At 53.7% G+C, this 14,291-nt stretch carries 6 protein-coding genes; 3 read left to right on the forward strand and 3 right to left on the reverse strand.

Annotated features, from left to right (window positions below; genetic code table 11):
• Positions 1-188: 188 nt before the first annotated feature.
• Complete coding sequence (locus AC23NW_RS18020) at positions 189-4,415, reverse strand: two-component regulator propeller domain-containing protein (protein ID WP_487451041.1); 4,227 nt, start codon at positions 4,413-4,415, stop codon at positions 189-191.
• A 91-nt stretch (positions 4,416-4,506) separates the two neighbouring features.
• Between AC23NW_RS18020 and AC23NW_RS18025 the strand changes: the two genes are divergently transcribed.
• Positions 4,507-7,245 (forward strand): PQQ-dependent sugar dehydrogenase, encoded by a 2,739-nt coding sequence (locus tag AC23NW_RS18025; RefSeq protein ID WP_487451042.1) that lies wholly within the window; start codon positions 4,507-4,509, stop codon positions 7,243-7,245.
• A gap of 131 nt (positions 7,246-7,376) precedes the next feature.
• Entirely contained in the window at positions 7,377-8,234 is an 858-nt protein-coding gene (locus AC23NW_RS18030) for a 3-keto-disaccharide hydrolase (RefSeq protein ID WP_487451043.1), read from the forward strand.
• Positions 8,235-8,320: 86 nt separating this feature from the next.
• Here the strand turns inward: AC23NW_RS18030 and AC23NW_RS18035 are convergent, their stop codons facing one another.
• Both AC23NW_RS18035 and AC23NW_RS18040 read right to left on the reverse strand, forming a co-directional pair.
• Positions 8,321-8,557: a hypothetical protein gene (locus AC23NW_RS18035; protein WP_487451044.1), complete on the reverse strand. Its 237-nt coding sequence runs from the start codon at positions 8,555-8,557 to the stop codon at positions 8,321-8,323.
• 158 nt (positions 8,558-8,715) lie between these two features.
• Positions 8,716-11,541 (reverse strand): T9SS type A sorting domain-containing protein, encoded by a 2,826-nt coding sequence (locus AC23NW_RS18040; protein WP_487451045.1) that lies wholly within the window; start codon positions 11,539-11,541, stop codon positions 8,716-8,718.
• 293 nt (positions 11,542-11,834) lie between these two features.
• Here AC23NW_RS18040 and AC23NW_RS18045 point away from each other — a divergent pair, with 293 nt between their 5' ends.
• Positions 11,835-14,240, forward strand: a complete 2,406-nt coding sequence (locus AC23NW_RS18045; protein WP_487451047.1) for a PAS domain-containing protein — start codon at positions 11,835-11,837, stop codon at positions 14,238-14,240.
• Positions 14,241-14,291 lie beyond the last annotated feature (51 nt).

Here is a 14,291-nt window from a genome sequence, read left to right on the forward strand (position 1 = left end):
TTTCAAGTTGACGAAAAAAAACTTGATTTTAATGACAAAATATTATATGCAGGTTTAAATATCTCCAATGCTGGGGTGGGTGAGCGTACTCCGCAAGTTTTATGCTGCAATGCCTAATAGAGGGGGCTATCCTGGTAGATATAGTAATATAGCTGGCCAACTTCCCGGAAGGTAGTTTTTTGTTAATCTCACTCCTCCGCAATCCCCGTTGACCGGTGCTGGCGGGCGTAGTCGGAGGGGGAGAGGGCGAAGATTTTCTGAAACGATTTCCGGAAGTACTTGATGTCTTCGATCCCGACCTGATAGGCTACTTCAGAGACGCGCAGGGTACTCGTCGCCAGCAGCCGGGCCGCCCGCTTCATGCGTACATCCCTGATAAACTCGACGACCGTTTGACCGGTAATGCTTTTCAGCCGCCGGTAGAATACCGACTGGCTCATACCCATCTCCTGCACCAGCAGCTGCACGTTAAAGTCCGGATTCTGTAGCTCAGTCTCCACAATTTTCATGGCCTGTTCCAGAAACGCCTTGTCTGCGTCAGGAATGACCACATCGGCAGGCTCGAGCAAAATCCGGCGCTGGTAGTACTCGCGGAGTTTATACCGGTTCCGCAGTATTGTCATTACCTTCGCGTGAAGCAGGCGGGGGTTAAACGGTTTCGCGACGTAGTCGTCGGCACCTGTTTCCAGCCCTTCCAGCTCGTGCATGGCCGCCGCCCGCGCCGTTAGCAAGACCACCGGAATATGCATGGTTTTCGGGTGCTGCTTGATGCGTTTGCACAACTCCAGCCCGTCGCTGTAAGGCATCATAATGTCGCTGATGACCAGATCCGGCTGGCTGTTCAGTGCTTTCTGCCAGCCTTCCAGTCCGTCGGCGGCCGTCAGTACTTCAAAATCGGCGGCAAAGAGCTGTTGCAGGTACTGACGAACCTCATCGTTATCCTCGACCAGCAGAATGCGCAGCGATTGCGTCGGGAAGGTTTCCGGTTCCGGTATGGCGGCATCGGTCGCCGCTTCCGTTGGGTCCGGCAGGGTAAACAGATCCTCAGGGAGCCCGGCCTCCTGTACATCGGCGGGTGAAAAATGACTGTGCCCGAACGGAAGCCGGACCGTAAAGGTCGTACCCTGCCCGACGTTGCTTTCGACGCTTATTTCACCGGCATGATGCTCTACGAACTGTTTGACCAGGGACAGGCCGATTCCGCTGCCGGTCATGCGCAGGGTCCGGGTGTGGGAAGCCTGGTAGTACGGGTCAAAAATCCTGTCCAGCTCTTCGGCAGGCATGCCGACCCCCCAATCCTGTACCTTAATTTCCAGAAAGTTATTGATCAGCTTTCCGGCTTCGCGCGCTGACTCCTGTTCCGGATGGCCTGTCACGGTGGCCGACAACCGGATTTTTCCCCCCTCCGGTGTGTACTTGAGGGCGTTCGACAACAGGTTTGTCAATACAATTTCGAGTTTACTGCGGTCGAAATAAAGCGGCACCGGTTCCGCCGGAAGCGCTATGGTGTAGTCAAGCGCGTGCTCTTCGGCTTTCAGCCGGAAAATAAGGAAGATCTCTGTCAGAAAGTCAACGATATTTCCCCGGCTGACCCGCAGCGAAACATGGCCGCTTTCAACCTTACGGAAGTCGAGCAGTTGGTTGACGAGGTCGAACAGTTTACGGGTTTGCTGGTGCATCAGCACAATACGGTCTTTGTAGCCCGTCAAGGGGTGTGGGCTGGTAGCCAGTTCTTCCATCGGACCGAGAATCAGGGTGAGCGGTGTCCGTAATTCGTGCGAAACGTTCGTGAAGAACTCCATTTTAAGGTCAGTCAGTTCTTTCTCCTTATCGTTTTTAAACTGTTCAAAAGCGAGCTTATTTTTTAACTCCCGCTGCGTACCGGTTACCCGCCGGTAGACCAGCAAGGCCGCTGTGCCGGCAAGGATGTAGAGCAGGTATGCCCACCACGTGCGCCACCAGGGCGGCATAACCCTGAACTGCATCATGGCCGGCTTGGCCGACCAGACCCCGTCGCCGTTGCTGGCTTTAACCAGAAACGTATAATCGCCGGGCGGTAGGTTCGCAAAGTTAGCCGACCGTTGCCCGGGGGCGGGTTGTACCCAATCGGTATTGTACCCAACGAGCTGGTAAGCATATTGATGTTTAGTCGGATTCAGGTAGTTAAGCGCCACAAACTCCACGGAAAAATCGTTTTCACCGGCGTGAATCGTTACTGTCGGAGAATCGGCAAAGGATCGCGTAACGACCACATCACCGTCCAGCGTATCGCCGACACCAACTGCCTGATTCATCATGCGCAGGCCGGTTATCTGAACGAGCGGGGGCGTAGGTGTGGTTTGCAGCATGTGTGGCCGGAACCAGGAAATCCCGTTGGTGCCGCCAAAATACATGGTTCCGTCGGCGGTCCGGACGGCTGCACCCACCTTGAACGCATTGCTTTGCAGGCCGTCGGTTACGTCGAAGTGCCGCAGGGCTTTGGTTGCCGGCGTAAAGCGGAACAGGCCCGCGCCGCCGATCCAGATATTTCCGTCGGCATCGGTCAGCAGGCTTTCCACGTCTGTTTCCGGCAGCCATCGCTGAAAGCGTTCGATAACCTCCTGCCCGGCCGGCCGCCGACGGAGCCGGTGAAGGCCCCCGCCGATGGTGCCGATCCATACATCACCCAGCCGGTCCTTGAGCAGCGGCCATGCATAGTTGGTGGCCAGACTGTTTGTGTCGTCAGCAACATGACTGAACCGTTTCAGCAGGCGTATAGTGTCTGCCGTTATCATTGTTTTCAGCACACCGGCGTCGCGGGTGCTAATCCATAAAAGATCCTGTTGCGGTTCGTAAAGCAGGGACGTGACCTGGCGGGTCTTCAGCACGTTTTCTGCCGAACTGAGGTAGACCCCTTGCCGGGTGTAGCGATGCAGGCCGGCATTGAACGAAGCGATCCAGATTGTCCCGAACCGGTCTTCGGTAATGTGTTCAATGCTGAGATCATACCATTTCGGCCCCTGTGCATTGTCCGGAATCCGCTCCGGCTGGCCATTCCGGAAGCGATACACGCCGTTGTACCGGGTACCGATCCACAGCGTACCGTCGGAAGCCATAAACAAAGCTGACACATCGACACCGTTGACATTGCCGGACAGCACCCGGCTCAGGTAATTCTGATAGGTATTCCGGACGGGGTCATAGGCGGCCAGCCCGTTACGGGTGCCGATCCAGAGCAGTTGATGAGTCTTATCTTCGCAAATAGCGTTGATGTAGTTATTTGCCGGTGAGGTCTGGCCCAGCAGCTGACGCCGCAGTAACCCGAATGACTGAGCCTGCAACCGTACCTGATTCAGCCCGCCGGCTGAGGTGGCCAGCCAGAGGTTATGAAACCGGTCTTCGAGGATATCGTGAACACGTACGGAATTGATACTGAACGGATCCGTGTCCTGCGGCAGAAAGGTCTGTACGTTTGTTTCGGCAACGGGCAGGGTCTGTCCGTTGCGCAGTCCGGCTTCCATAAGCAGCAGCCCATAGTTGGTACTGATCCAGAGCCGGTCAGCCGTGTCAAGGTAAAGATTTTCCAGACCGGCGAACGTGCGCTGAAACGGGCGCATCGTCAGGTTGGGTAGTTGGGTGAGCTGAGGTGCACCGGCCCACAGTACCTGATTGTCGGTACCAATCCAGAGATCGCCGTGGCGGTCGGCGTGCATCGCCCGGATGGTTGTCCGGCTCAGCTGCGGAATCTGCCTGGCCTGATGCGGTAACCGGCGCGCCTTGCCATCGGCTACCCATAAGCCGGTGCCGAAAGTACCGATCCAGATGCGGCCCTGCCGGTCGGCGGTCATCCGGTTGACGGCAGGTTCGTAGGGGGCGGGTTTGGTCAGATGCACGGCCTGCCAGCCGGTGAGTTTGCCCGTTGTGTCGAATGTGAGTACCTGCGGGCCATAGCGCCAGGTGCCCACCCACAGGCGGCCATGCTGGTCATGGGTAATGGCATTGACATTGGATTCACTCAGCAGGGCAAGCTGTTCCGGAAAGGCATTAGCGCCCGCCCGTTCGGCTATGCTGACAAACCGGTCTTTCGCGGCGTCATACCAGAACAGCCCCGACCGTTCAACGCCTACCCACAGTTCACCCGTATCACTCACATGCAGGCTGCGGATGCGGTTGGCCGACATGCCTGTTTTTGGGTTAACCGGCAGATTGTATTTTTTTAAGCTATAGCCGTCGTAGCGGTCAATGCCCTTGTTGGTGCCGATCCAGGTAAAGCCCTGCCGGTCCTGGGCTACTGCCATGGCATCACTGTGCGATAATCCTTCGTTGACCGTAATATGCGTAAACCGGAACCGGTTGGGTACCTCCTGTGCGGGCAGGCTGGTTCGGGTCAGACTAACGATGAGCAGCGAAAAACGAAAAACAATAGTCCACTTCATATCAGACTACTAATTTACCCCCTTTTTTTGACCGATTCCAACCCTGTTGTTTATCAAAAGTGCCGTAGCTTTGCACTATTCGTATACTCTTATGACTTTTCGATTACTAAAAACGTCGTTAGCGACAGGCGCACTGGCAGGGGCCGTGGCCTTAACGTCCGGCTGGAAGGCCACAACGCCTGCTGGGTTGCCGGTGAAAAACGCGGTGGCTGACACCACGGACCGGCCCGATGAAAACCGGTTTACTAAAGTCCTGCTGTCCAATGACCTGAACGAACCGATGGAGCTGGCCGTAGCACCGGACGGACATGTGTTTTTCGTCGAACGGGCCGGTAAGTTTTATATGTACGATCCGGTACAGAAAAACACCCGCCTGTTGTATGATTTTCCGGTGAAAGCCGTCGATAAGTACCTGAACGGCCTGTTGGGCATGACCATTGATCCCAACTTCAGCAAGAACCGGTTTTTGTACTTTTTTTATACCATTCAGGAGGGCGGACAAACCCGGCAGCGGATTGCCCGGTTCCGGATGAACACCGATAATACCCTGGATGTGGCGTCGGAAAAGTCCATCATCGAGTTTCCGATTGACCTCGAAGTGAGTGCGCACACGGGTGGCTCCATGGCGTGGGATGCCCGCGGGAACCTGTTTATTTCGACCGGCGACAATACCGTTCCGTTTGAATCAAGCGGGTATGCGCCGATTGATTCCCGCGAAGGCCGCCTGACGTTTGATGCGCAGCGCTCGGCGGGAAACCCGAATGATTTGCGGGGGAAAATCCTGCGTATTCACCCGGAGGCTGATGGCAGTTATACCATTCCGGAAGGCAACCTGTTTCCGAAAGGGATGACCGGTACACGCCCGGAAATCTACGTTATGGGTTGTCGTAATCCCTACCGGATTTCGGTCGATCCGGCAACCGGATACGTCTATTGGGGCGAAATCGGGCCGGATGCCGGGACCGACGGCAAGCAGGGGCCGCGCGGATACGACGAAATCAACCAGGCAAAGAAGCCCGGCAACTACGGCTGGCCGTACTTTGTGGGGGATAGCAAACCGTACCACGCCTATGACTTTGCGACTAAACAGATCGGCGAGCTGTTCGATCCGAATGCACCGGTTAACCGGTCGCCGTTTAATACCGGCATGAATAACCTGCCGCCGACGCAGAAAGCAATGATCTGGTACCCATACAACAAGTCTGACGAGTTTCCGCAGCTGGGTGTCGGTGGCCGCTGTGCGATGGGCGGACCGGTCTATCACTTCGATCCGGCCCTGAAATCGCCGGTGAAGCTGCCGGCGTATTACGACAAAGCGCTGTTTGTATATGACTGGATGCGGAACTGGGTGTTTGCCGTCCGGCTGGATGCGCAGCAGAACTACCAGTCGATGGAGCCGTTTATGCCGGCCTCGGGCGATTTTCGCCGTCCGGTTGATCTGGAAGTAGGGCCGGACGGGGCATTCTACATGCTCGAATACGGTTCTGTTTACGGGATTGACAACGAAGATGCGCGCTTGGTCCGTATTGAGTTCAACGCCGGTAACCGGGCACCGGTTGCGAAGATTGCGGCAAAGGATACCATCGGACTCGCGCCGTTTCAGGTGGCGTTCGACGGAAGCGGGAGCCGGGACTTCGACAAGGGCGATCAGCTGACCTATGCGTGGCAGTTCGAAGGTGGAAAAGTCGGGTCAACCGAAGCAAATCCGACGTACACCTTTAAAAAGAACGGTATTTATAAAGTCCGCCTGAAAGTAAGTGATCCGCACGGCAAATCCAGTATGGATACGCTGACGATCCGCGTCGGCAACACCATGCCGGAGGTTGCTATCAAGGTCGCTGATAACAGCACGTTCTTCACGCCGACCCAGATGCCTTTGTCGTATACGGTGTCTGTGAAAGACCGTGAGGATAAGGTGATTGACCCGAAGCGGGTGAAGGTGGTGATGAACTATATTCCGAAAGTCGGCAACGAGCCGATTGTGGGTCACCAGCAGTTGTCGGGCAGTTTCAGCCTCGGTAAGTCGCTGATTGCGGGGTCTGATTGTAAGGCCTGCCACCAGATTGCGGCCAAATCCGTAGGCCCGGCATTTGTGGACGTGGCTAAAAAATACCGCGAAGACAAAACCGCAACCGCGAAGCTGGCGAATAAAATTATTGTCGGCGGGGGCGGTGTCTGGGGCGAACATGCCATGAGTGCCCACCCGCAGCTCTCGCGCGAAGAAGCTACCGAAATGGTGAAATATGTCCTGTCGCTGGCCGATCAGCCGGTCGAAAACCGGATTGCGCCTAAGGGGACACTGGCTCTGAAAGAACACGTCGGCAAGGAACAGCGTGGCCGGTATGTGCTGACCGCTACCTATACCGACAAGGGCACTGTCTATCCGCTGACCCGTACCGATGCGCTGATCCTGCGGCCAAACCGCGTGTTAGGCAGTGAGGCCGATGTTATTCACAACCTCGACCGGCAGGGTAAACGCCTCGGCACTATCCACCACGGATCGTATTTTGTGCTGAAAAACATTGACCTCAAAGGCATTGATGAACTGACCTACCGGTACTCTTCGCAGAACCGCGACGCTACCCTCAACGTACACCTTGATTCGCCAACCGGGCCGGTCATCAGCTCGTTTGCCTATACCGCTACCGGTGCCTGGGACAAATACGTGGAGGCGGGTGCTTCGGTGCAGGCCACTGCCGGCCGCCACGATCTGTATTTTGTTTTCGATAAGCCGCAGACGCCGAATCAACACCTGTTCTCGCTCGAATGGATTGATTTTCACCACAAAGGCGCAGGCGCTGTGTCGGAGGTGAAGGTCAGGGGTAAATAAGATGTAAACGTATGCCACAAAGGCACTAAGGATAGAAGAAGCACAAAGTTGTAGCGTCTTTATCAGTAAATCAAAATCTTAGTGCTTCTTTAAGGCTTAGTGTCTTCGTGGCAAAAAAACGTACCAAACGAATGAAAACAACCGCGTTCTTTTCCGGCCTGGTGGCCGCAGGGCTGGGTATCCTGTTGCTGACAGGCGTATCGGCTCCCCCGAAAAAAGATAACTGGATACAGCTCTTTAATGGCAAAGACCTGAAAGACTGGTCCGTAAAGATTACCGGGCACCCGCTGAACGATAATTACGGCAATACGTTCCGTGTCGAAGACGGCAAAATGGTTGTCCGCTATGACCAGTACGATGCCTTTAACGAGCAGTACGGCCATATTTTCTATAACAAACCTTTTTCAGCTTATTTGCTGGTGGTCGAATACCGGTTTGTGGGCGATCAGGTAAAAGGCGGGCCAGGCTGGGCCATCCGCAACAGCGGGGCCATGTTGCAGGGGCAGGACCCGAAAACGATGGGGCTGAAGCAGGACTTCCCGATTTCACTGGAAATGCAGTTTCTCGGCGGCGACGGTACCCATGAGCGGCATACTGCCAACCTGTGTACACCGGGGACCAACGTCTTTCTGAACGACAAGTTGTTTACGCCTCATTGCGTAGATTCCCGGTCGAAAACCTACCACGGCGACCGGTGGGTGCATGCCGAAGCGCTCGTACTGGGCGATTCGCTGGTGAAGCACATTGTGGAAGGTGATACGGTGCTGACCTATACCAAACCGCAGATCGGCGGCGGTAATGTGAGCGATTATGATCCGGCACAGAAGAAGGACGGGCAACTGATTAAGAGTGGTTATCTCTCATTACAAAGCGAGAGCCATCCGGTTGAATTCCGGAAAGTAGCCATTTTCGATCTGGGGCCATATATGCGTAACCGGAAGCAGCTGCAGGCTAAATTGAAGGAACTGCAAAGCCGTAAAACTCCGTAATTGCAAGCCTTTTTCAATAAAAAGAGCCGGTGTCCAAACAGGACTACCGGCTCTTTTTATTGCTCTGTAAATCAGGAGTGCATTAGCTAGTTCAGAAGAACACTTTCGCCCAGAACCCAGATTTCATCCCGGTTGTGGATGTAGAAATAGCCTTCTTCCGGCTCATCATCCTCAACCGTAAATGTCAGCTGAGGGAAAGGGGAGCCGGTAGATTTCCAGCCGGTAAATTCAAATAACCAGCGGGCGACGCTCTCCGAAACGGCAATGCCTTCGTGAGCCATAATCATGGGTTCGTTATTTTCGTACCCAAGTATGAAATACATCTTGACCATTTTTTCCGGCTTGTTTTGGTATATGAGGCTCTAATATTCCTTAAAGTAAGCTTTTTTTGAACAAGCCGGTTTAAATTTGATCAAAAAGTTAGCCAATAGACAAAAAAAACTGCAACTGGAAAATGATTTACATATTTTGTACATCAATCCTATTGACGGACAACCTTCAGGCGCTTAAACCGCGCACCGGTGCGCACCTCAATCAGGTACAATCCCGTAGCGTTACCAAGCTGTATACTGACCGGTTTACCGGCAGAAACCTGCTCAACCGTTTGTTTGCTTATGCGCTTACCCTGAAGGTCTATAACAGTAATGGTGGCTGCTGGCTCGTCAAGCTCACGGATGATAACATTAACGCTGTTCGATAAAGTCGGGTTACCCAGCACTGTAACGTCCAGCTCTTTAACGGTATTGGCGGCAGACTCCCGGCCGCTAAGCGCACAGCTGGCTTTGGCATCCCATCGGTACTGGGTGAAGTAGTAAGTGCCATCCGGATATTTCTGCCGCGCAATCAGCACAAAAGGATCGATCGTTGACGATGGATTCTGGATATCCTGAATCAGAGCCGGACTATCGATCTGGTTCAGGCAGTTCGTTGTCCAGCCGGTGATGCCTACACTCAGATATTCAATCAGCGACCCATTGCCGCCGTTAGGCCGGAACCGGATCACGCCTGTCTGGCAGTTATACTCCGGCGCAAGCAGCGTAAGCAGAGGCCCCTGGCTGGAAACAGGGCTGTTGCAGCCGGCCGGATTCGTGAGGGATGGTGGCGTTGTTGTACTGCAATTAACCGGACAGGTCAGTTTGTAATTCCAGGTATAACTCACTACCGCTGTCGGGTTGCTTTCCTGACGAGCATACAGCGTAAATGGCTGTACATCACAATAAGGCTGAACCAAAAACGGACCGGCCTGGTTCGACCAGCCGGTTATACCAACCGACAGGTATGAAACCGTGCTGCCATCACCCCCGTAAGATTGAAAGGTAAACGAACCGGTCGCACAATCATAGAGTGGCTGGATGAGGGTAAGCGGACTGGTCACCGAGCAACTGTTGACGGTGGCTGATACCGTTTGCGAAGCAACCAGCGTCCCCGATTGAACCGTGAGTGTATAGGCCTGTGGGCCCGTCTGCTGGGCCAGTAGGGTCTGACTGAACGCTGCACTGGCCGTTGTGCCGGAGACCGGTAGCGTACCATTGGTGAGTGTAAAGGCATAGGGGCTGGCTAACACCCCCACGTTAGCGGAGAACGAAAGCGGCTGGCCGGCACATACGGTAGCCGGCGACACGGTCAACCCTGTCACTACCGGAGCCGCTGTCTCGACCGGGGCGGTCAGAATGGTGCCGTTTTGGCCGACAGCAACATACACATTTCCGCCAAAGCGTACACTGGTAAGATTTTGAGTGGTATTGCTGATTTGCCGTGTCCAGCTGGTACCGTTGGGGGAAGTATAGATCAGACCATTGGTGCCGACAGCAACAAATGTGTTATTGGCATAGATGACAGACTGAAGGATACCGGTATCATTCGGTGATTGCCTCGTCCAGGTAATGCCGTCCGGTGAGGTCTGTATCGTAACAATATTCTGATCAAGGCTGGTCCGTACGTTGCCTACCGCAACAAACAGCCCGTTTCCGAAGGCAATATCATTTGGCGTTTCCAAAGGATAGGTGTATGTCCAGTTCGTTAAGTCAGTTGACCGGACAGAACTGAACCCTACTGTTACGTAGATGCCGTTGCCATAGGCAATGCCGGTGAAAGGGTAAAAGTTGACCGGTGTTGTTAACCGTTGCCAGTTATAACCGTCCGTTGAGGTAGTCAGGATAGCGTCAGTACCCAGGGCAAAGAACCGGTTGTTCCGGAAGCGTATTTTGTATCTGGCCTGCGGGTTATTCCGGTTTGCAAGCCAGTTGAAACCATCCGTTGAACTGTAGGCATTGGTTGATGAATTAAAGACCAGCAGAAAGGCCCCTAATCCATAATCGATGCCAGTCATTTCGTTAGTGGTTGGAGCGGTTTGGCTTAATTCCCAGTTGATACCATCGGTTGAAACGAGGTTTGCGCCCTGACCGCCCACAGTCACAAACCGGCCATTGCCATAGGCAAGGTCGAGCAGCGGCTTGGTGGTGCCCTGCGCACGCCTTGTCCAGGTAACACCATCCGGTGATGTAGTGATAGCCCCGGTTTCACCGACCGCTACATATAAATTATTGCCAAAGGCAACACCGAAAAGGGCAGTAGAGACATTGCTGGTACGGGAAGTCCAGTTGATGCCGTCCGGCGAGGTTCGTATCTGGCCTAAATTGCCGACTGCGGTAAATTGGCCGCTTGCATAATTTACAGCCTGAAAAGAGCCATCAAGCCCACTACCGCTCCGGACGGTGTAATTGACTGCGTCCGGCGACGACAAAATACCGCCAAACGGACTTACATTTACATACAATCCATTTCCATATGCCAGACCATTAGACGGGATAGCCGGGATGCTTTGTTTCGTCCAGATAATGCCATCCGGTGAGGTCACAATTGTACCGGCAATGTAAGCTGCCACGAACTGATTATTCCCGTAGATGATCTCTCTGAGTTCTATCGTCACATCACTATTTCTGGCAGTCCAGATTACGCCATCAGGGGAGGTCAGAATGGTGCCGGTTTCGCCGACGGCCACAAACAGATTTTGGGCATAGGTAATATTGTAAAGCGTCTTAGTGATACCGCTTGTTCGCGCCGTCCAGCTGATACCATCTGTTGAGGTCAGAATGGTACCATTTTCGCCGACGGCCGCATAGCGCTGATTCCCGAATGCAACTCCGTACAGTTTGACTGATGTGCCGCTGATTTGTGTATCCCAGTTGATACCGTCCGTTGAGCGTTTAATGAATCCCTGATCCCCGACGGCGACAAACGCGTTTGTGCCGTATATGACTCCATTCAGATTGATATGCGTGCGGTTTGTCCAGGTGATCTGTGCCACACTTCGGTTAGACAGCGATAAACAACTTAGCGTCAGCAACAAAATCAGGAAATGCAAGCGCGAACGAGTGTGCAAAACGCCTTTTATTGCTAAAGCCGCAAACGTGTGAGTGGGTAGAAAACGATCCATGGTTGGAATATATAGAGGTGAAGTGTAAAGGTAAGTATATTTTCCTTTATTGTCAGTTGACTAATTCGCTGTTTACTTACCGGCTCATTCGCTAACATACTTATCCATCTAACATCTTGTTAGGCAGGATTTAGTACATTTACGGTTTTACAAACCGCCTTTGCATGACCGGCATCAATCAGCCTGATCATATGGATATGGCTACGGCCAATGAACGTTTTGAGTTACTGGCAAAAGCAACAAGAGACGCTGTATGGGACTGGGATTTAGACAAAAACACCGTTTGGTGGAATGACGGCATTAATGCCTTATTCGGGCATTCGGTTGACAAGTTGCCGCCCGGCCCTGAATCCTGGTCCGATTACATTCATCCCGACGATAAGGATGCTGTGCTGACCAGTATTCACGAGGTTATTGATCAGGGTAAGGCAAACTGGTCAGGCGAATACCGGTTCCGGCGGGCCGACGGCTCCTATGCGTACGTTTATGACCGGGGCTATATCATGCACCGTGACGGCAAGTCGGTCCGGATGCTCGGGTCGATGCAGGATGTTACGTCGGTGCGGGAACTGAGCCGTCAGCGCGAAGCCGAACAGGAAAAATACCGGCTGGCGCTACAGGCTTCCGGCCTGGGTACGTGGGACTATAACCTGATGACCGGTGAGCTGATCTGGGATGACCGGTGCCGCGAACTGTTCGGCGTCCTGCCCGGTACACCCGTAAACTGGGATTTGTTTGTCAGCGGTTTGCATCAAGACGACCGTCAGGTTGCCCTGGAGGGCGTTGAGCAAGCCCTGGCAGGCATTAACGAAGGCCAGTATGATATTCAATACCGGACTGTTGGCCTGCATGATAACCAGGAACGCTGGGTACGGGCAACCGGCAAGGCTTTCTTCCGGAACAACGGTGAGCCTTACCGGTTCATCGGAACGGTGCAGAACCTGACCGAGCAAAAGCAGAAAGACATCCTGCTGCGTACCTCCGAAGAGCGCTTTAAGACCGTTATCGAACAGGCGCCGGTAGCCATGCTCGTGCTGAAAGGACCGGATATGGTGTTTGATACGGTGAATGACAGCATGCTCGCCCTGATCGACAAAACACCGGACATTGTCGGAAAGCCGATGCTGGAGGTACTGCCGGAAATTACGGGTCAACCGGTTACGGGTATCATGGAAAAGGTCTATGCAAGCGGAGAGTCCCATTATGCATGGGAGATCCTGGTAAACCTCAACCGGAACGGTCGCCTGGAAGATGCCTACTTTAATGTGGCTTATACGCCCATGCGCCGGAATGGCGTCATTACAGGCATTATCGAAGTGGCAGCCGAAGTGACGGAGCAGGTAAAAGCCAGGATTGCGCTCGAAAAAAGTGAACAACGCTTCCGGACGTTTATTGAGGAAGCACCCTTTGCAATCGGGGTGTATGTGACAGAAGACATCATCATCGAAAACAGCAACAAGGTGCTGCTGAATATGTGGAGCAAGGATGCATCGGTGATCGGTAAGCCCATGGAAGAAGCCATTCCGGAGCTTAAAGGCCAGCCGTTTATCGACTTGCTGAAAAATGTATACCGTACCGGCATTACCTATGATACAACAGAGCAGGAGGCAATGTTGCTGGACAACGGTGAGCTGAAGCCGTTCTGGTTCAACTTCACCTACAAGCCGCTGAAAAACGAAAAAGGGGAGGTGTATGCCATTCTGCATATGGCGGTCGATGTGTCGGCACAGGTAAAAGCCAGGATTGCGCTCGAAAAGGCGGAAGAAGAGCTCCGGAAGGCACAACAGAATCTGGAACGGCAGGTGGAACAACAGACCAGCGAACTGCGGATGACCAATCTGGACCTCAAACGCTCGAATGATAGTTTGCAGCAGTTTGCCTATGTCGCCAGCCACGATCTACAGGAGCCGCTGCGCAAAATTCAGTCCTTCGGGAGTTTGCTCCAGGAACAATACGCCCGTGAGCTGGGTGAGTCAGGGCATGATATGCTGCGGCGGATGCAGCACGCCAGCGAACGGATGTCATTGCTGATTAAAGACCTGCTGGCGTATTCGCGGATCACGACACATCAGCTGACTTTTCAGCCTGTCAGCCTGAATCAGGTCCTGGAAAAAGTAACGGATACGCTGGAGTGGCAAATTGAGGATGCCGGTGCAGAATTGATAATTGACAGACTGCCTGACATACAGGGCGATAGTCTGCAACTGGGACAGCTCTTTCAGAACCTGCTCTCCAATGCCATTAAGTTCCGGAAGCCGGGTGTGCCGCCACGCATTACGGTACGTTGTCAAACCGTAGACCAAGCGCAGCTGTCGCCGGCTGTTCATCCGGCGCGTAAAGCTGCCCGATATTATCAAATCAGCGTGGCTGACAACGGGATCGGCTTCGACAATAAATACCTGGACCGCATTTTTGAAGTCTTCCAGCGGCTCCACGGCAAATCAACTTACGAGGGCACCGGCATTGGTCTGGCGATCTGTCAGAAAGTGGCGGCTAACCACGGCGGAGCCATCACCGCCCGCAGCGAAACCGGACAAGGCGCCACCTTCGACGTGTATCTGCCAGGTTAATTAGTGATTGAGTGATTGAGTGAATAAGGCGGTCACTCAATCACCCATTCA

This window comes from Arsenicibacter sp. R0_47 (assembly GCF_057652235.1).

What these genes read in the sequence shown, in the direction of transcription:
- AC23NW_RS18020 (WP_487451041.1), bottom strand. Translation starts at nt 4,415, where the DNA reads ATGAAGTGGACTATTGTTTTTCGTTTTTCGCTGCTCATCGTTAGTCTG.
- AC23NW_RS18025 (WP_487451042.1), top strand. Translation starts at nt 4,507, where the DNA reads ATGACTTTTCGATTACTAAAAACGTCGTTAGCGACAGGCGCACTGGCA.
- AC23NW_RS18030 (WP_487451043.1), top strand. Translation starts at nt 7,377, where the DNA reads ATGAAAACAACCGCGTTCTTTTCCGGCCTGGTGGCCGCAGGGCTGGGT.
- AC23NW_RS18035 (WP_487451044.1), bottom strand. Translation starts at nt 8,557, where the DNA reads ATGTATTTCATACTTGGGTACGAAAATAACGAACCCATGATTATGGCT.
- AC23NW_RS18045 (WP_487451047.1), top strand. Translation starts at nt 11,835, where the DNA reads ATGACCGGCATCAATCAGCCTGATCATATGGATATGGCTACGGCCAAT.